The sequence below is a fragment of the Streptomyces axinellae genome (assembly GCF_039532135.1).
GTDB lineage: Bacteria > Actinomycetota > Actinomycetes > Streptomycetales > Streptomycetaceae > Streptomyces > Streptomyces axinellae.
The window spans coordinates 52,601-70,738 of the sequence record NZ_BAAARJ010000001.1 but is presented as its reverse complement, the minus strand read 5'-3'; the positions used below and the strand labels follow the sequence as shown (position 1 = coordinate 70,738).

General features: G+C 72.5%; 10 protein-coding genes. 1 reads left to right on the top strand and 9 read right to left on the bottom strand.

Annotated features, from left to right (window positions below):
• Positions 1 to 92: 92 nt before the first annotated feature.
• From ABD339_RS00260 to ABD339_RS00250, 3 genes are all read right to left on the bottom strand, one after another.
• Positions 93 to 1,058, bottom strand: a complete 966-nt coding sequence (locus ABD339_RS00260) for a thioesterase domain-containing protein (protein WP_344560880.1) — start codon at positions 1,056 to 1,058, stop codon at positions 93 to 95.
• A 122-nt stretch (positions 1,059 to 1,180) separates the two neighbouring features.
• Entirely contained in the window at positions 1,181 to 4,708 is a 3,528-nt protein-coding gene (locus ABD339_RS00255; RefSeq protein WP_344560878.1) for a non-ribosomal peptide synthetase, read from the bottom strand.
• Positions 4,705 to 9,273 (bottom strand): acyltransferase domain-containing protein, encoded by a 4,569-nt coding sequence (locus ABD339_RS00250; protein WP_344560876.1) that lies wholly within the window; start codon positions 9,271 to 9,273, stop codon positions 4,705 to 4,707. Before ABD339_RS00250 ends, ABD339_RS00255 begins: the two co-directional genes overlap by 4 nt.
• A 921-nt stretch (positions 9,274 to 10,194) precedes the next feature.
• Between ABD339_RS00250 and ABD339_RS00245 the strand changes: the two genes are divergently transcribed.
• Positions 10,195 to 10,665 (top strand): hypothetical protein, encoded by a 471-nt coding sequence (locus tag ABD339_RS00245; protein WP_344560874.1) that lies wholly within the window; start codon positions 10,195 to 10,197, stop codon positions 10,663 to 10,665.
• A 183-nt stretch (positions 10,666 to 10,848) separates the two neighbouring features.
• On the opposite strand, the gene ABD339_RS00240 is transcribed toward ABD339_RS00245, so the two are convergent.
• The 6 genes from ABD339_RS00240 to ABD339_RS00215 all read right to left on the bottom strand — a co-directional run bounded on the left by ABD339_RS00240 (position 10,849) and on the right by ABD339_RS00215 (position 18,132).
• A complete protein-coding gene (locus tag ABD339_RS00240) occupies positions 10,849 to 12,219 on the bottom strand; it encodes an MFS transporter (RefSeq protein WP_344560872.1) in 1,371 nt (456 codons plus the stop codon).
• A gap of 84 nt (positions 12,220 to 12,303) precedes the next feature.
• The gene (locus ABD339_RS00235) at positions 12,304 to 13,269 is read right to left on the bottom strand and encodes an LLM class flavin-dependent oxidoreductase (RefSeq protein WP_344560870.1); all 966 of its coding nucleotides are present in this window, start codon (positions 13,267 to 13,269) and stop codon (positions 12,304 to 12,306) included.
• A 13-nt stretch (positions 13,270 to 13,282) separates the two neighbouring features.
• Entirely contained in the window at positions 13,283 to 14,332 is a 1,050-nt protein-coding gene (locus ABD339_RS00230; protein WP_344560868.1) for a methyltransferase, read from the bottom strand.
• 163 nt (positions 14,333 to 14,495) lie between these two features.
• Positions 14,496 to 15,845, bottom strand: coding sequence for an aminotransferase-like domain-containing protein (locus ABD339_RS00225; protein WP_344560866.1), 1,350 nt, complete (start codon positions 15,843 to 15,845; stop codon positions 14,496 to 14,498).
• Positions 15,842 to 17,233, bottom strand: coding sequence for a (3,5-dihydroxyphenyl)acetyl-CoA 1,2-dioxygenase DpgC (gene dpgC / locus ABD339_RS00220; protein ID WP_344560864.1), 1,392 nt, complete (start codon positions 17,231 to 17,233; stop codon positions 15,842 to 15,844). Before dpgC ends, ABD339_RS00225 begins: the two co-directional genes overlap by 4 nt.
• 20 nt (positions 17,234 to 17,253) lie before the next feature.
• Positions 17,254 to 18,132 (bottom strand): enoyl-CoA hydratase-related protein, encoded by an 879-nt coding sequence (locus tag ABD339_RS00215; RefSeq protein WP_344560863.1) that lies wholly within the window; start codon positions 18,130 to 18,132, stop codon positions 17,254 to 17,256.
• Between the last annotated feature and the right edge of the window lie 6 nt (positions 18,133 to 18,138).

Sequence of the window (18,138 nt, the reverse complement as noted above, 5' to 3'; positions counted from 1 at the left end):
GCGAAGGCGGCCGGGGGCCTCTTGCCGTGTTCGGGCTGTTCCCCGTCAGACCATCGGCACCGGGGCGCCGGGGGTTCTTCCGGCTGCCCGGGCTACTTCGCGGGGACCGTCTCGGGGACGCCGAGGATGTCGTCGAGGAAGCCGCCGATCACGCTCATGTGCGGCTCGGCGCAGTCGAAGAGCGCGCTGGCCTCGGCATCGACGTGGGTGGTATCGACCTGGGCCGCGTCCACGCCGCGTATCGCGGCGGCGTAGGGGGCGTTGGTGTCCAGGTAGGTCTCGCCGCGCGCGGAGGAGCCGACCGCCAGGACGCGGAGGGTGCCGTCGAAGCCGCCCTCGGGCTGGTAGGCGAACATGGCGTTGAGGTTGGCCTGGTAGACGCTGACGCGGTGGCGCAGCACCTCGCGGCTGACGTCCGAGAGGCCGTCCTGGCCGGCGAGGAAGCCGGCGACGATCTCGGCCCGCTCCTCCTCGGGGGCCGCGGCGATCTCATCCAGCGGCAGTTCGACGGGCTTGCCGAGCAGCCGTCCGATGATGAAGCCGTAGTCGATCAGTCCGCGCATCTGCGGTGCCTCGGCGCAGGGCATGCTCGTCCAGGGGCGGTCGAAGACCGGCATCAGGTGCAGCACGAGTCCGACCTGGTGGCCGGCGGCCTGGAGCTGCCGCGCCGTCTCGAACGCGGGCAGCCCTCCCATGCAGTTGCCCGCCAGGTAGTAGGGCCCCTCGCTCTGGATCAGCTGGATCTGCCGGATGTTGTGGGCGGCGATCTCCTCCACCGTGCTCAGGGGCTGCTGCTCGCCGTCCAGGCCCGGGGTCTGGCACCCGTAGACGCTCCAGTCCTCGGGGATGTGCGGCAGGTAGCCGTTCATGTAGCCGATGCTGCCCTCGGTGGCGGGGAAGAGGAACAGCCGCTTGCCGGTGCCCTCGCGCAGGGTCTTCACGTTCGAGTTGTCGGCGCGCGGCAGGCTGATGTCCGCGTTCTTCTCGGCCAGGAGCCTGCGCAGGGCCCTGCGCTTGGTCTCGGACAGGGCAGTGACACGGGCGTTCACGGTGCTCATTGCGTTCTCCTTGGCAGTGGCGGCAGGCCGCCGGGGTGGGGACTGTTTCGCTCGGTGGTCTCATCGCGGGGCCCGCGGCTCTCGTGGGGTCGGGGGTCTGCGGCTCCCGTGGGGCCGGGGGCCTACTCCCGCAGGAGGGCCTCGGCCTCCTCGTCGGTGAGGGATTCGAGTGCGGCCAGGGCCTCGATCAGGGCTTCGTCCTCGGCCTGGGCCACGTCGGGAAGGTGCGACGCGACAGCCGCGACCGTCGCGTCGCGCATGAAGACGTGCAGCGGGATCCGGACCCCGGACGCCTCCTCGATCAGGTGCAGCACCCGGACGCCGATCAGGGAGTGACCGCCGGCGCGGAAGAAATCGTCGGTACGGCCGACCTCTTCGCGGCCGAGGACCTGCTGGTAGACGTCCGCTACGAGGCGTTCCATCTCGGTACGGGGGGCCTCGAAGTGCACCGGGCGCCCTTCCTCGGGCAGGGCCGTACGGGAGAGGGCCAGGCGGTCGGTCTTGCCGTTGGCCGTACGGGGCAGCTGGTCGTGCAGGACGAAGTGCTGCGGAATGAGCGCGGGCCGCAGCAGGGTGCCCGCGTGCGCGGCCAGCGTGGCGGGATCCAGCGCCTGGGCGGAGCCGGGCTCGGGCTGGATGTGGGCGATCAGCCGCTCGCCCTCGGCGAGCAGCACCACGCTGTCGAGGACGGCGGGGTGGGTGCGCAGCGCGTGCTCGATCTCCTCCGGTTCGAGCCGGTGGCCGCGGACCTTCAACTGGTGGTCCTCGCGCCCGAGGTAGCGGAGTGTGCCGTCGCCGGTGCGGCGCACGATGTCGCCGGTCCGGTAGGCCCGCCGCCGCTCGCCGTTCTCGTCCTCGACGGTCACGAAGCGCGACGCGGTCAGCTCCGGCTGGTCGAGGTAGCCCTCGGCCAGCCCGTCGCCCGCGATGTACAGCTCGCCCGCGGGCCCGGGCGGCAGGGGTGTGCCGTGGGGGCTGAGTACGTGCAGCGTCGTGTTGCCGACCGGCTCGCCGATGAGGACGGGGCCCGTGCCGGGGAGGACTTGCCAGCGCGCGGACCAGATGGTGGTCTCGGTGGGCCCGTAGAGGTTCCACACCCCGGCGCACCGGGTCAGCAGCCGGTCGGCCAGGTCGCGGCTGAGCGGCTCGCCGCCGCACCACGCGGTCAGGCCGGGCCGCCCTTGCCAGCCGACTTCCAGGAGCATCTGCCATGTCGAGGGGGTGGCCTGCATGACGTCGGCCTCGGCGGTTTCCAGGCGCTGGGCGAGGAGGCGGGGGTCGTGGGTCTCCTCGTCGGTGGCGATCACCAGGCGCGCGCCGGTCAGCAGGGGGGCGAGCAGTTCGAGCAGGGCGATGTCGAAGAACGGCGCTGTCACCGCCACCAGGGTGTCCTCGGCGGTGAGTCCGGGGGTGGCGGTCATGCTGGTGAGGAGGTTGACCAGCGCGTGGTGGCCGACCGCGACACCCTTCGGCTTTCCGGTGGAACCAGAGGTGAAGAGGATGTACGCGGGCCTCTCTTCGGTGACCTCAGCGCTGTCGGTGACCTCAGCGCTGTCGGTGGCCCCCGCGCTGTCGGTGGCCCCCGCGCTGTCGGCGGCGTCCGGCTCGTCCGTGCCTGCCTGGCCCCGCTGGGGTGTTGCGGGCCCCGGCGGGGTGGCGGAGGCGTCCAACTGGTGGACGTCACCGGGAAGATGGCGCCCCGTGGCGTCGGTGGTCCAGGCGTGTGTCATGCCGCTGTCGGCGGCCAGGGTCCGCATGCGTTCGGCCGGCAGGTCCAGCGGCAGCGGAATGGCGGTCGCCCCGCAGCGCCACACCGCCAGCAGCGCGACGACCAGCTCCGTGGTGCGCGGCAGTGCCACACCGACGCGGGCGCCCGCGCCTCCGGCGGCGCGCAGCCGTGCGGCCAACTCCTCGACCGCATCCTCCAGTTCGCGGTAGGTGAGCCGGTTGTCACCGCACTCGACGGCGACGCTGCCGGGGCTGCGTCCGACCTGGTCCCGTATCAGGCGGTCCACCTGCCCCTTCGGGCAGAGCATGGCGGTGGCGTTGGCCTCGTTGACCGTGCGCAGGTCCTCGGCCGTCAGCAGGGGCAGGCCGTGCACGGTCTGCGAGGGGTGTGCCGCGAGCTGTTCGGCGGCCAGCCGCCAGCGCCGCAGCAGCGCGCGTGCCGTCTCGTCCGTGTAGAGATCGCGGTTATGGAGCAGCGCTATACCGAGTGAACCGTCGTCGGCCGGGGTGAGGTGGAACTCCAGCTCGAACTGGGCGACGCCGGAGTCGAACGGTACGGCCTCGGTGGTGAGGCCGGGCAGCTCCAGCCGGGCCGGCGCGTCCTGAAGGGCGAGGAAGGTCTGGAACAGCGCGTTGCGGCTGGTGTCCCGCTCCGGCGCCAGTTCCTCCACCAACTGCTCGTAGGAGTAGTCGCAGTGGTCCCAGGCGGTGGCCGTCTCCTCGGAGGTGCGGGCGACCAGTTGCCGGAAGGTGGGCTCGCCCGACAGGTCCACGGGCAGGGCGAGGGTGCTGACGAAACAGCCGGCGGTGTCGTGGAAGCGCTCGCCGGGGCGGTTGGCGTGCGGGGTGCCGATGACCGCCTGGTCCTGACCGGTGTGGGCGGCCAGCACGGTGGCGTGGATCGCGAGCAGCACGGAGAAGAGCGTGGTGCGTTCCTGGACGGCCAGTTCGCGGAGCCGGCCGGTGGTTTCCGCGTCGAGCCTGGCGTCCGTCCGCCCGCCGTGGTGGGTGCGCAGCGCGGGGCGTGGCCGGTCGGCGGGCACCTCGCCGCTCTGGACGCCGGTGAGCCGGTCCTTCCAGTGCTCCAGGTTCGCCTTCCTGCGGGGGTCGTCGCGCGCCTCGGTGACATCGAGGGTGACGTACTCGGAGTAGTCCGCCGCGGGCTGGGGGGCCGGTCCGTCCGCGGAGTAGGCGTCGCTCACGCCGTTCAGGAACCGCCCGTGCGTCCAGCCGTCCGAGATCAGGTGGTGGTAGGTGACCCCCCACAGCCACTCGTCGTCCCCCTGGGGCAGCAGGACGGTCCGCAGCAGCGGGGGCCGGGCCAGGTCGAACGGCTGGACGAGTTCGGCCCGCAGCCGGGCGAGGGCTGTGTTCTCATCGTCCCCACCGTGCCCACCATCCCCACCGTCCCCACCGTCCCCACCGTCCCCATCGTCTCCACCGGCCCCACCGGCCCCGCCGTCCCGGGCACCGGCTGACGGTGCCGCCGGTCGCGGCAGCACGGTCAGCGGCACGGTGACGTTCTCCTCGACGAGCTGGACCGGGGAGCCCGTGCCGTCCAGAAAGCCTGCCCGCAAGCCGGGTTGGGCGGCCACCACCGCGTTGACCGCGCGTTCCAGCCGCCCGGGGTCGAGGGCGCCCGTAAGGCGGTGGACGAAGCTGAAGGTGTAGCCCGTGCCGGAGGGGTCGAGCTGCTGGAGGAACCACAGGCGCCGCTGGATACCGGACGCGGGGGTGGCCCGGCGCGAGGCGAGCTGGGCGAGGAGGTCCTCGCGCCGCTCGACGACGGAGTGGCGCAGCTCGTTGACGGCCGAGGTGGGACCGGTCAGCCGCAGCCGGCCCTCCGCGACGGACAGCGAGCAGCCGCCGGCCACCACGTCGCTCAGGACGGCGGCGCACGAGGAGTCGATGGGGGTGTTCACAGCAGGATCTCCGTGGGGGCGTCGATCGGTTCGCGGTGCGGTGCGCTTCGCGCGTCGGACTCGTTGTTGTTGTCGCTGCCGCTCTCGGGGCCAGGGCCGGTACCGGAACCGGTCCCGGCGTCGCGGGCGCTCAGGGCGGAGAGCACCTCCTGCGCGAGGGAACGCAGGTCGGCCGAGCGCAGCAGTGAGGAGGCGGGTACCTCGACGCCGAGGTCCGCGGTGATCGCGTTGTGCCACTGCATGGCGACCAGCGAAGTGAGGCCGAACGCGATCGGGGCCTGGTCCGCCGGGAGCGCGTCGGGCCGCACTCCTAGCAGGGGGGCCACCTGCCGGGCGAGACGGCGTTCGAGGAGCGGCAGCGCCTCCTCGGCTGACGCCTGGGCGATACGGGCGGACAATCCCGGCTCCGTACCGTCTCCGGGCGCCCGGCCGGGAGCCGGATCGGGGGCGAGGGCCTCGAGGGGGCCGGCCGGGCCCATCGCCGCGGCTTCGGGCCCGGGTGCCTCCGGGGCGCCGCCGATCCAGTACGGACGGCGCTGCCACGGGTAGGCGGGGAGGGCGACGTGCGCTCCGGGCGGCACGGGCAGCCGGTCCCACTCCAGCGCCTGGCCGTGCACATGGACGGCGGCCAGGGCGCCGAGCAGCGCCTCGTGCTCCGAAGTGTCCTTGCGCAGCGCGGGGACCGCCCGGCCCCCGGCCGGGCCGGCCACGGCGTCCGCCGCGGGGGCGAGCACGGGGTGCGGCCCCAGCTCGACGAAGCAGACGGGCCCCGATCCGGTCAGGTCGGTGACGGCGTCGCGGAATCGGACGGGCTCGCGCAGATTGCGCGCCCAGTAGGAGGCGCCCAGCAGCGTGCCGCGCTGTACGCGGCCGGTGACCGTGGAGACGAAGGGGACGGCGGACTCCTTCGGGGTCACGCCCGCGAGCGAGCCGCGCAGGCCCGGGATGGCGGGCTCGACGTGCCGGCTGTGGGCCGCCGCGTCCACGGCGATCACCTTCGCGAAGCGCCCCTGTTCGCCGAGTACCGCCTCCGCCGCCCGTACCGCCTCGGTCGAGCCGGTCAGCACGGTGGCGGCGGGCCCGTTGAGCGCCGCGATCTCCAGCTCTCCGGAGTGGCGCCGCACCAGCTCCTGGGCCGCTTCCTCGTCGAGGTCGGTGACGAGCATGCTGCCGGCTCCCGAGACACCGGCCAGCGCGGCGCTTCGGCGGCAGATGACGCGTACGGCGTCCGGCAGGCTCAAGGCGCCGGACACATACGCGGCGGCGACCTCCCCCATGCTGTGCCCGACAACGGCGTCGGGCCGCACCCCCCACGATTCCCACAGCGCGGCGAGCGCCACTCCCAGGGTGAAGAGGGCGGGCTGCACGGCGGTGAAGGAACTGGTGTCGAGGGGTTCGGCGCCCGACAGCCAGGGCGTCATGTCCACGCCGCTCTCCGCCGCGACGAGTTGGGCGCACCGGTGTGCTGCCGCGCGGAAGACCGGCTCGGTCCGGTACAGCTCGGTCCCCATCGCCGGGTGCTGCCCGCCCTGTCCGGGGAAGACGAAGACGGTGCGCGCCTCCCGACCGGCCGTGCCCTCGAACAGCGCCGGGGACGCTTCGCCGCGGACGTATCCGTCGAGGATCCGCGCGGCTTCCCCGGCTTCGGCGGTGACGAGCGCCAGCCGTCGGCCGTGGTGCGTGCGGCGGGCTCCCGCCGTGAAGGCGGTGTCGTACAGGGTGTCGTACCCACCGGCGTGGCCGTCGTGCGGGCCGTTGCCGTCCGGAACGCCGCCCGGTCCGTTTCCTTCGGGCCCGTTTGCTCCCGGTCCGTTTGCTTCCGGACGGTTTCCCTCCGGTCCGTTTCCTTCCAGCCCGTCTTCTTCCTGGCCGTTGCGCAGGTGGGAGGCCATGCGGGAGGCGGCCTCGCGCAGCGCCTCCCTGGTTTTCGCGGAGAGGGTGAGAAGGGTCGCCGGCGCGGGCCCCGAGAGGTCGTGGCCGACTTCCCCGGCGACGGCGGCCAGGCGGGCGAACGCCTCGGTGCCGCTCTCGCCGCGCACGCAGGACGCCAGGACCGTGGCGTGCTCGCCCGCGGAGCGCTGGATGTCCCGCTGCACGACGGGGTGCGGGTTCACATCGACGAACTGCCGCGCGCCCCGCTCGGCCAGCTCGGCGAGGACCGGGGCGAACAGCACCCGCTCGCGCAGGTTCCGCGCCCAGTAGGAGCCGTCGAGGTGGCTGCCGTCGATCCGGCCGCCGGTCACTGTGGACCACATCGGCACCCGCGTCGGTCCCGGCGTCAGACCGGCCAGCTCGGATTCCAGATCGGCCAGCAGGGGCTCCATCTGCGGGCCGTGGGAAGCGTAATCGACGTCGATGGGACGGAATTCGACGCCGCGTGCCTCCAGCTCTCCGCGCAGTCCGGCCAGTTCCACCTGGCGCCCCGAGACGACGGTACGGCCGGGGCTGCTGACCACGGCGACCGCCAAGTCGCCCTTTCCGCCGAGGAGTTCCCGCAGCGCTTCGGCGGGCAGGTCCACCACCGCCATGGTGCCGCGTCCCGCCGCCTGCTGGAGCAGACGGGTGCGGGTGGCCAGCACCAGGACGCTCTCCTCAAGGCTCAGCGCCCCGGCGACGTGCGCCGCGGCCACCTCTCCCATGCTCTGCCCGACGACCGCCGACGGACGCAGCCCCCATGAGTCCCACAGCGCGGTGAGGGCCACCTGCACCGTGAAGATGGACGCCTGGATCCACGCCGTGTCGGTGAGCCGGTGCCCGCCACGGGTCAGCACGTCGGTGAGCGAGCCCCCGAGGTAGGGGGCGAACGCACGGTCGCAGCGCCGTACCGCGCGCGCGAACGCCGGCACCGCCATGAACCGCGCGGCCATGCCCGGCCACTGGGAGCCCTGGCCGCCGTACACGAAGACGGGGCCCTCCCCTTCGGCGGCGGGGAGGTGGGAGACCGTGCGGCGGCGGGGCTGTTCGGGGACGCCGGAGAGCAGTACGTGGCAGTTCGTGCCGCCGAAGCCGAAGGAACTGACGCCCGCCAGCGGGGTTTTGTCCCGCGGTCCCGGCCACGGCTGCGGCTTGGTGGGCACGGCGAGCCGCAGCTCGTCGAAGTCGATGTGGGGGCTGGGCTCCTCGAAGTTGAGGTTGCCCGGCACCTGGCGGTGGTGCAGCGCCAGGGCTGTTTTGACGAAGCCGGCGATACCGGCCGCCGCCTCCAGGTGCCCGAGGTTGGTCTTGACGGCGCCCAGCAGCAGCGGCCGGGCCGGCTCGCGCTCCGGCCCGTACACCGCGCCCAGCGCCCCGGCCTCGATGGGGTCGCCGAGTTCGGTGCCGGTGCCGTGCGTTTCGACGAAATCCACCTCGGCCGGGTCCACGCCCGCGTCCGCGCACGCGGCCCGGACGACGTCCTCCTGGGCGACGGGGTTGGGCGCGGTCAGCCCGTTGCTGAAGCCGTCGTTGTTGACCGCGCTGCCGATCAGGGTGCAGTAGATCCGGTCGCCGTCGGCCACGGCCCGGGAGAGGCGCTTGAGGACGACGACCCCGCCTCCCTCACCGCGTACGTATCCGTCGGCCGCCGCGTCGAAAGCCTTGCAGCGTCCGTCCGGCGCCATCGCCCCGAACCGGGACATCGCCACCGTGGAGGAGGGCGAGCACATCAGGTTCACCCCGCCGGCCAGGGCCAGTTCGCACTCGCCCGCCAGCAGGGCCCGCCGCGCGGTGTGCAGGGCCACCAGCGAGGACGAGCACGCGGTGTTGAAGGCGATGCTGGGGCCGCGCAGTCCGAGGAAGTAGGAGACGCGGGCCGGTACGACGCTGGTGTCCCCGCCCGGAGCGCTGTGAGCCCCCAGCAGTCCGGGCTGGGCCGCCAGCATCCCGGCGTACTCGCTCCACATCACTCCCGCGTAGACGCCGACCGGCTTGTCCCGCAGGTGACCGGGCACGGTCCCGGCGTCTTCGAGTGCCTCCCACGCCAGTTCGAGCATGAGGCGCTGCTGGGGGTCCATGTGCACGGCCTCGGCCGGCGAGATCCTGAAGAACAGCGGGTCGAAACCGGCGATCCCGTCCTTCAGGAAGCCTCCGCGCCGGGTCGAGGTCCGGCCGGGGCTGTTCGGGTCCGGGTCGTACCAGTCGTCATTCCGCCAACGGTCGGGCGGCACGTCGCCGACCGCCTCACCGCCCTCGTTCAGCAGTTTCCACAATTCCGCCGTATTGTTCGCCCCGGGAAATCTCCCGGACATGCCGACGACAGCGACAGGTTCGCCGGATTCCCCGCCGACAGGTTTTTCCGACGGCTCGGCGCGCGTCGCACTGCCGCCCTCCACAATTGCCTCGGCCAGCGCCGATGGAGTGGGAAAGCGCCACGCCAGCGTCGAGGGAAGCTTCCGCCCGACCATTTTTCCGGCTTCGCGCAAAACACCGGTGAGGGCGAATGAATCCAGGCCGTATGCACTGAATCTTTCCTCTCCGGAGACGGCCGGTTCAGCGATACCCGAGAGCTGGGCGACTCGGCTGATGAGCCATCGACGTACGGCCTGGACTCCGTCAGGACCGGAATAAGAACTGCCCTTGGCTGTCATGCGACTCTTTCCTGGAAGCACGGTGGCACACGGCAACACCGCGTGTCGCACCGGAACGCCCGACGTCAGCGCCGCACCGGACGCCCGAGGTCAGCGGCGGGTCCACATGCGCCCCGCCGGGCGGAAACGCTGTGACACAGGCCGGTGACCGGACCTGGGCGCACTCCGTGAACGGGCCCCGGCGTACGGACCGGACGACAGGACGATTCTGCTGAATTCATCCGCGGACCTGCTCCAGGGCCGGCCCGGAATGAAAAACGGGCGGGTGAACTATTCGCAAGCGAGACAGGAACGATGCCGTGCCGGTCGCATAACAGAATCCTCTGACGCCGAAATCATTTCATGATCACTGGAGGCGAATTTCGAACCACGATGAGAACTTCCCGGTCCGATGTCCGCGGAAATCCAGGACACGTAACGGAGAATTCATCCGATGTTCTTTCGCAGCCGTGTTGCGGCGGCTTTGCGACGCGTCGAAAACTCACAAGATCAGCTTGGTCCAGCATCCGTGGTGCAGTCAAGTAAAACCAGGAACATTTCCTTCCGGTCACGTTCGCATAAGGAGTACAAAGGGGCAGAGAAGGACTTATCCGCAAACTCGGCGCCTGTCCGAAACCCACACCCCCACCCGCGACGGCCGGGCCCTCCTCAGGGACGAACCGTCCCGGACCAGGAGGAGCAGTGCGCACCCGCCCGGCAGGACCCAGCGACAGGACCCGGCGGCACAAGCCAGTGGCACGGGCCTGCGACTCCGGCCTGCGGCACGGGCGAGGACCTGATTCGGACATGCCGGGAAATCCTGGGATCGGCCTTGCCCTCTCAAGATCGCGGTGCCTCAATGGGGCTGCTTCCGGAAGCTGACCAGCATCAGATTCGGGGTGTGCGCACCCACCCACCACCCCCACATGAAGGCGGAACTTCATGAGACACGGCAGACTCGCAACAGGCATGGCCCTGGGCATCGGCGCAGCCGTCGCCGGCACGCTCGCGCTGGCACCGAGCGCCTACGCGGTGGAGCCGCAGACCGCCACGATCTCCTTCGACTGCGGAACATGGGGCTCGGGCGAGGCCACCCTCACGGCAACCCAGGACGGCACCGCCGCGGCCATCACCGTCACCACCGACGCGATCACCTCACCCATCGATGTGGCGGCCGGTTCCGTCTCCTCGACGCTCACCCTGAGCAAGAACGGGTCCGGGACCACGCAGTTCACCGGGAACGCCAACCCGGCTCTCCCGGCCGGCAGCCCGGTCTCCACCGGCCCGATGAACGGCACGGTCGCCTCCGGTGACACTCTGGAGGGCCAGTCGCTGAAGATCACGGTGCTGGGCTTCACCGTGACCTGCGACGCCACCTCCCCGCAGAACCCGGGCGCTTTCGTCTTCGACTGAGCGACCTCGGACCGGACCCGCGACTCCGTGGTTCCGTGGGACCGGACCTACAACGCCGTTCCGGCACCGGGGCTCCCGTGCCGGGGCGGCCAGGACGGTGCCGGGGCGGCTGCGCGACGCGGCGCGCACCGGATGCCCCGGCACCTGAGCCCCGACGCTGTCCCCCTCACCCCGCGCGCGGGATCAGTGGGCCTCCGCCTCGCTCCCCCGCACCGGCTCGGGTCCCCCGGTCTCCCCCACGGGACCCGGCTTTCCGTCCTGCCCGGCCGCCTCCTCCCGCTCGTCCTGCTCAGCCTTCCCGTCCGGCGCGGCCTCCCCGTCCTGTTGCGGCGTGAGGCGGTAGCGCAGGAAGGAGGGAACCGCGGCGGCCAGGGCGAGGACCGCGGCCACGCAGGCGACGCCGCCCACGACCGCCGCCGCTCCGGGGCCGATGGCGCCCGCGACGAAGCCCGCGCGGCCGTCGCCGAGGCGGGGGCCGCCGGCTCCGACGATGGTCAGCACCCCTGATGTCCGGCCGCGCAGTGCGTCGGGGGTCTCGCGCTGGAGGACGGAGGTGCGCAGCACCGCGCTGAAGGTGTCGGCCGCGCCGGCGGCGCCCAGCAGGAGCAGTGCCAGCCACAGGTCCTTGGCCAGTCCGAACGCTCCCAGGGCCACTCCCCAGCCGACGACGACGATCATCGACGCGATGCCGACCCGCCGCACCGCGCCGAGCCAGCCGCTGAACACCGTGCCGAGGAAGGTGCCCGTGGCCAGGGCGGCGGTCAGATAGGCGGCCGTCTCGGTACTGCCGTGGAAGCGCTCCACGGCCAGGGCGGGAAAGAGCGCGGTCGGCATCGCGGTGACGGTCGCGACGAGGTCGAGGCCGTAGCACATCCACACCACGGGCCGCTTGCGGATGAAGCGCAGCCCTTCGACGACGGAGCTGAGGTCGGCGCGGCGCCCCCCGTCCGGCAGCGGGATGCTCGGCAGTCCGCGCAGCAGGGAGATGGCCACCACGAAGGCGAGGATGTCCACGAGGTAGGCCGCGCCGTAGCCGCTCAGGGCGACCATGGCGCTGCCGATCAGCGGGCCGCCGATGACGCCGAGGGAGAAGACCAGGAACAGGAGCGAGTTGGCGGCGGGCAGGTCGTCGGGCTCGACGAGGCGGGGCACCAGCGCCCGCCTGGCCGGCAGGTCGATGGCGAACAGGCCCGCCTGCACGGCGACGCACCCGTACAGCACCCACAGGTTGTCCCAGCCCGCGAGGGCCTGGACGACCAGCAGCACGCTGACCAGCATGGAGCCGGACGCCACCAGGAGGACGAGGCGGCGCCGGTCCATCGCGTCGGCGACGGCCCCGCCGTACAGCCCGAAGACGACCATGGGGAGCAGGGCGGCGAGGCCCACCGCCCCCACGCTCACCGAGGAGTGGGTGATCTCGTACACCTGCCACGGCACGGCCGCCTGGGTGACCTGGCTGCCGAGCAGGGTCATGCACTGCCCGCCGAACAGGCGGCGGAAGGCGGGGTATCGCCGTAGCGGGGTGACATCGATGAGCAGACCCAGCGGCTTCATCGCGCACCCCCTTGCTGCGGTAAGGAGTTCATGGGGGCATTCTCGTGGTGGGGGCGGTCGGTCGGGGGAGCGGACGTCATCTGATCACACATGCTCTGGCGTGTGGTGGGGCGGCGCGGACCGGCGGGAGGAGTCCGGGGCGGGTGGCGTCGGCGGGGCCGGTGGGCCGCTGTAGCGCCTGAGCTTCTCCGCCACCCGCTCCAGTACCGCCATCTCTCCCTTGTAGGGGTGCGAGTCGCGGGGCCAGTTGACGACGAGATCGGTGAAGCCTGCTTCGGCCAGGAGGCCGGCCGCGTCGTCGAAGGCCGCCGCCGAGGCGAGCACGCCGCCGGTCGTCGATCCGGTGACCAGCATGCGGCGCAGCGTGGCGGGGTCGCGTCCCGTCTCGGCGCAGGCGTCCTCCACGGCGGCCGACTGGCGTCGCAGCAGCGGGAGGGCCTGCTGGTAGGGCAGGGCGTCGAAGCGGCCGGGGGTCCCGTTGGTGAGCCAGATGTCGGCGTACCGGGCGGCAAGCCGCATCGATCTGGGGCCGGCTGCCGCGAGGACCAGCGGTACGCGCGGGCGCTGGAGGCAGCCGGGGCGCATCTGCGCACCGCGTGCCGTGTACCAGCTGCCCTGGTAGTCGGTCTCGGGGCTGCGCAGCAGCCGGTCGGTGAGTTCGACGAACTCCTCGAAGCGGCCGTGGCGTTGGCGGGGAGTCAGTGGCGGGTTGCCCAGGACCCGTTCGTCGTGGCCCCCGGCGCCCGAGCCGAGGCCGCACAGCAGCCGTCCGGAGGAGATGTCGTCGAGCGTCATCATCTCCTTGGCGAAGGTCACCGGATGACGGTATTCGGGGGTGGCCACCAGGGTGCCGAGGCCGATGCGGGAGGTGACCGCGGCGGCGGCCGTCAAGGTGGGCAGACAGCCGAACCACGGCTCCTCGCGCAGCCACCGCCACATCAGGTGGTCGTGGGTCCAGGCGTGGTCGAACCCGAACTCCTCCGCCAGGCGCCACTTGGCGCGGGCGAGGGGCCAGCGGTCTTCGGGAAGGATGACGATGCCGTAGCGCACGGGCGGACCCCCTTCACTCGCCCGGCTTCACGCCGGTCGTCAGGGTGTGTTCGTAGGGCAGGCCGGTGACCGAGTGGACGCCGGTGAACCCGGCCTGGGCCAGCTGCTGTTCGTAGTCGGCGGCCGGGTAGGACATTCCACTGCCCGTGGCCAGGACGTTCAGGTACAGGGAGAGGCGGGCGCCGTACATGCCGGTCTGCTCGTCGTCCGTGGCGGTGAACCCGTACAGGTGTATCTGTCCACCGGGGGGCAGGGCGTCGAACGCCTTGCCCATCAGGAAGCCGATCTGCTCGGGTGAGAACACTTCCAGGCAGTGGCTGAACAGCACGCGGTCCACGTCCTGGGGAAAGGGGTCGGTGAACAGGTCGCCGGGGCAGAGGGCGACCCGCTCCCCCAGGCTGGTGGGCATGGCGCGGTCGGCGAGTTCGGCCACGCTCGGGGTGTCGAACACGGTGAAGCGGCAGCCGGGGTACTTCTCCGCGAGCCGCTTGGAGGTCGTTCCGTCGCCCCCGCCGACGTCGAGGAGGTGGCGGGTCTGCGACAGGTCGAGGTGGTCGAGCAGGCCGGGCAGGGAGCGCAGCGTGAAGGCGGTCATGGCGGCGTGGAACACGGACTCGACGTCGGGGCTGTGGGCCAGCCGCTGGTAGAAGGTGGGTTCGGTGCCCGGGTAGTCGTCCAGGGCGGTGTTGGTGCCGGCCTTCAGCGCCTCGGTCATCCGGGCGAAGGCCGGGTAGTACACGCGCTGCCAGCCGACGAGGATGTCCCGCCAGCTGTCCTCGCCCTGGGGCGCCAGAAGTTCCTCGGCGACGTCGGAGTTGACGTAGCCCTCGCCCTCGCGGCGCACCAGGCCGGTGGAGCACAGGGCGAAGAGCAGGACGCGCAGTTGGTGCGCGGGCACCCCCGTGGTTTCGCACAGTTGCTTGAACTCTGCCTGGGGGTGTCGGGAAAGGTGTTCGAAGAGGCCCAGTTCGGCGCCCGCGACCAGGGCGTTGAAGAGGGCGGGGCCGTTGACGATGGTGTGGAAGCGGTCGAGCAGCTGGGAGCGGTCAGGGCTGGGGGTCATCGGCAGGTCCTCTGCTGTCGGTGGTTGGCGGCGGCATGCGGTGGAGGGCGGCGGGTGACGGTGGATGTCGGCGGGTGGCGCCGGGTTCGGCGGGTGCCGGCCCGGTGGGAGTGCCCGGCTAGGGCGGCCGAGGCGCTTGGCCGGTGCGTCCGGCCGGTGCGTGTCACCCGGGAAGCGGCGTCGGGTCCGGTCCGCTCAGCGTCCGGAAGAAGCGGGCGAGCCGCGCGGCTCCTTCCCGGATCTCGTCGGCGTCCAGGTAGCTGCAGCTCAGCCGGATCTCCCTGTCGCCGCCGGGGCCCACGTAGAAGGCCGACATGGGCGTCCACAGGACACCGTGTGCGGCGGCGCACTCCTCCAGGAGCGCCGCGTCGGCCCGGACGGGGAGGCGGCAGCGGACGAAGAACCCACCGGCCGGGCGGTTCCAGGTGACCGCGGGCGAAGGGCCGGGGGCGGCGGGGACATGCTGGTCCAGTGCCTCCAGCAGCAGGGCGAGGTTGCGCCGGTAGGTCACCGCCCGCTCCCGGCCGATGGCGGCCATGGATCCACCCGCTGTCAGGAGCATGCCTCCGATGACGGCCTGGCTCAGCGGCGGCGTGTTCACCGTCACCATGCCCTTCAGCGCGGCCAGGTGGTCCGCGAGGATCCGGCCCGCGCCGTCCGCGCCGCGTACGGGCTGGTCGGCGACGACGAATCCGACCCGCGCGCCGGGGAGGCAGATCTTGGCGAACGTCCCGACGCAGAGGACCCGTCCGCTCTCGTCGATGCGCTTGAGGGTGGGCAGTTCGTGCGCGGAGTCGGCGGTGAAGCCGTAGGCGAGGTCCTCCAGGAGGTAGAAGTCCTCCTGGTCGGCGAGCCGGAGCAGGCGCCGACGGGTCGCGAGGTCGAGGAGGGTGCCGGACGGGTTGGAGAAGTCCGGCGCCACATACAGCGCCCGGACCCGGCGGCCTTGGGCACGCGCCGCACGGCAGGCCCGTTCCAGCCCGTCGAGGTCGGGCATGCCGCCCGCGTCGCTGTCGTTGTCGGCGACGGGGACGAGGGGGATGTCCAGCAGGTGGGCCGCGCCGGTCATGCCGACGTAGCACGGGTTGACGACGGCCAGCAGGTCGTCGGCCGAGGCGAACAGGGCGCGCAGTGCCAGCAGCATCGCCTCCTGGGCCCCGACCGTGACGACGACGGCCTCGTCGGGGATGTCGATGCCGTGGTCGAGCCGCAGCGCCCCGGCGACCAGGTCGTTGATGATGCCGCGGCTGGGGCCGTACTCCATGAGCAGCCGGTTGGCCGCCGTGGCGCTGTGCCCGTGTCGTTCCCGCAGGTGGGCGCGGAAGGTTTCGACGTGGGCGTGGAGGTCGAGGCGGTCGAGGTGGGTGGGGTGCGGGGCGCCCGGCGCGAAGGAGATCGCGTCGGGGTGGCGCCTCATGATCTCGTTCAGGAAGCGCACCGAGTCCAGTTCGGGCTCGGCGAGCGCCGCGTGCAGGTCGCTCTCTTTGAACTCGGCCGGTCGGGGGTGTCTCAAGCCGACGCCTCCTGGGTCCGCCCGAATCGCCCGACCTTGCCGAGGACGTCGGCGGAGTGCATCCGCACGGCCTGGACGTAGGCGAACTCGGCGAGGTAGGCGCGGAACTGGTCCGGGGACTCCTCGGCGAGGTGCAGCATGCCCCGGTTGGCGAGGACGGCGGGGTTGTCGAGTTCCCGTACGGCCGCCTCCACCGCCTCGTCCATGCGCTCCGCCGGCACGACGTCGTCGCACAGCAGCCGCGCCTCGGGGTCGCTCGCCTGGAGGGTGTGGCCCCCGAGGATGATCCGGCGGGCCAGCCTGGCACCGGTCAGCCGGGTCAGGCGCAGGTTGCCGGCTCCCGGGACGATGCCCTCTTTCGCGGCGGGCAGGCTGAAGAAGGCGTCCTCGGCGGCGATCACCCGGTCGGCGACGAGCAGCAGCTGCATGCCGCCGCCGATCGCGAAGCCCTCCACGGCGGCGATCCAGGGCTTTTCCACCGTCTGCCCGAGGGCGTCGCCCGCGGCGGGGTCGAGGAGCAGGCCCCGCAGCAGCTTGGCCACGTAGCCGAGTTCCCTGCGCAGCAGGAAATCGACGAACGATATGCGCCCGTCCCGCAGTTGCTTGAGGTTGATGCCCGCGCTGAACACCCGCCTGCCGCGGTAGCGCGGGTGGGTCATCACGCTGCCGCGCAGCACCCCGACGTGGCTGGAGTCGTCGAGAAGGACCAGGTCCACGGCGGTTTCCATGTCGGCGATCAGCTGGTCGTCCTCGGCGTTGAGGCAGTGCTCGTTGTGCACGGTCAGGTATCCGGCGCCGTCGCGGCGTTCGAGATCGACCGTGGTGAGCCGCACATGTCCCGAGCGGCGGAAGTCGTCGAGCAGTTCCCTGGCCCGGGGTGTGGCGGCGCGCATCGACGCCATCAGGTGGGCGCCGATGGCCGGGGAGCGCAGCAGGCCGCGGAAGAAGATGCCCTGGTCGATCTCCCGGCCCTCCTTGTGCTCCTGGGCCAGGGCGCGCTCGGCGGCCAGTTGTGCCCGGTCCGGTACGAGCCCGGGGTAGCGCTCGGCCGCGGCGAACGCCAGCTCGGACAGGCGCGGGAACCGGCTCCGGCCGTCGGTCAGTTCGTCGTGGACCTGCTCGGCGTGGCGGGCGATGAACCGCTCTCGCAGGGCCCGGGAGGCGGTGACGATGTCCGCCGCGCGGCGCCGCTGCTCCTCCTCCCGCTCCGGCGCGGGTGGCAGCGCGGCCAGCAGCGCCTCTCCCGCGCGCAGGTGGCGGGTCAGCGCGTCCGCGTCCTGCGGGAGCGTTCCTTCCAGGCGGGGCAGCCCGGCGTGCCACTGGGTGACGGCGCCCGGTGGTCCGGGGGCTGTCGTCGTGTCCGCGTGCGTCGCCGCCGCGTCCGTCATGGTCGCTGTCCTCCGGTCTGTCATGGCCGCTGCCTGCCCGGGGTGGCCGGGAGGGCCGGGTCGGCCGGGTCGGCATCCTCGCGCAGCCGCAACTCGCGGTCGCAGGCGGCCAGATGCGCGCCGAGTGCGTCGTCGATGTCGCTGCTGGGGCCGTCGAGCAGGAGACGGCGGCGTACGGCCAGCTCCGCGCCCCGCACGGCCGCGAAGCGGGAGACCGCGCGCCGGACGGCGCCGGAGCCGGGCCCGCTGTCCCCGTCGCCGTTCGCGTGGGAGCCGTCCCTCGCGTCCGGGCCGCCGTTGGCGTCCGCGTTCATGTCCCCGTTCGTGGTAGCGCCGCCGGCGCTGTTCGTGTCGATCTCGTCCACCAGGCCGTGGGCCAGGGCCTGTTCGGCGGTCAGGCCGGGCGCCGCTGCCAGCAGGCGGCGGGCGCTGCGTGTGCCGGTCTGGTTGGCCAGGCGGTGCAGCAGGGTGCCGGGCCACATCCGGCCGCCCTGCGCGGGCAGGGTCAGCACCAGGTCCGGGGCCGCGATGCGGTGGTCGGCGACCAGGAGCAGGTCGAGGGCGGGTCCGGCGCAGCCGCCGGCGGCGTGCACGACGACGGCGGCGGGCACGCGTTCGAGGCGGCGCAGTGCCCTCTCCCACCGGGTGACGTGCCGGATGCCGGTGCCGGGCCCCGGCCACCCGGGATGCCCGTCCGCGCCGGGGCCGGGGCGGGGTGCGGCGGTGAACAGCAGCACGACGGGCGTGCCGGGTGCGTCCTCCGCCCGGTCGCACACCGCCTCGATCTCGGCGGTGACCGCGGCGAGCGGCCGTTCGACGGAGACGTCCAGCGTGCTGGGCGCGTACCGCGGACGGGGAGCCTGGGGATGCTCGGACATGTCCCTGTGGCGCAGATCCATCTCGTC

Excerpts from the sequence above, each read along its gene's own strand:
- ABD339_RS00260 (WP_344560880.1), bottom strand. The coding sequence starts at position 1,058 with ATGAGCACCGTGAACGCCCGTGTCACTGCCCTGTCCGAGACCAAGCGC.
- ABD339_RS00250 (WP_344560876.1), bottom strand. The coding sequence starts at position 9,273 with ATGACAGCCAAGGGCAGTTCTTATTCCGGTCCTGACGGAGTCCAGGCC.
- ABD339_RS00245 (WP_344560874.1), top strand. The coding sequence starts at position 10,195 with ATGAGACACGGCAGACTCGCAACAGGCATGGCCCTGGGCATCGGCGCA.
- ABD339_RS00240 (WP_344560872.1), bottom strand. The coding sequence starts at position 12,219 with ATGAAGCCGCTGGGTCTGCTCATCGATGTCACCCCGCTACGGCGATAC.
- ABD339_RS00230 (WP_344560868.1), bottom strand. The coding sequence starts at position 14,332 with ATGACCCCCAGCCCTGACCGCTCCCAGCTGCTCGACCGCTTCCACACC.
- dpgC (WP_344560864.1), bottom strand. The coding sequence starts at position 17,233 with ATGACGGACGCGGCGGCGACGCACGCGGACACGACGACAGCCCCCGGA.
- ABD339_RS00215 (WP_344560863.1), bottom strand. The coding sequence starts at position 18,132 with ATGGATCTGCGCCACAGGGACATGTCCGAGCATCCCCAGGCTCCCCGT.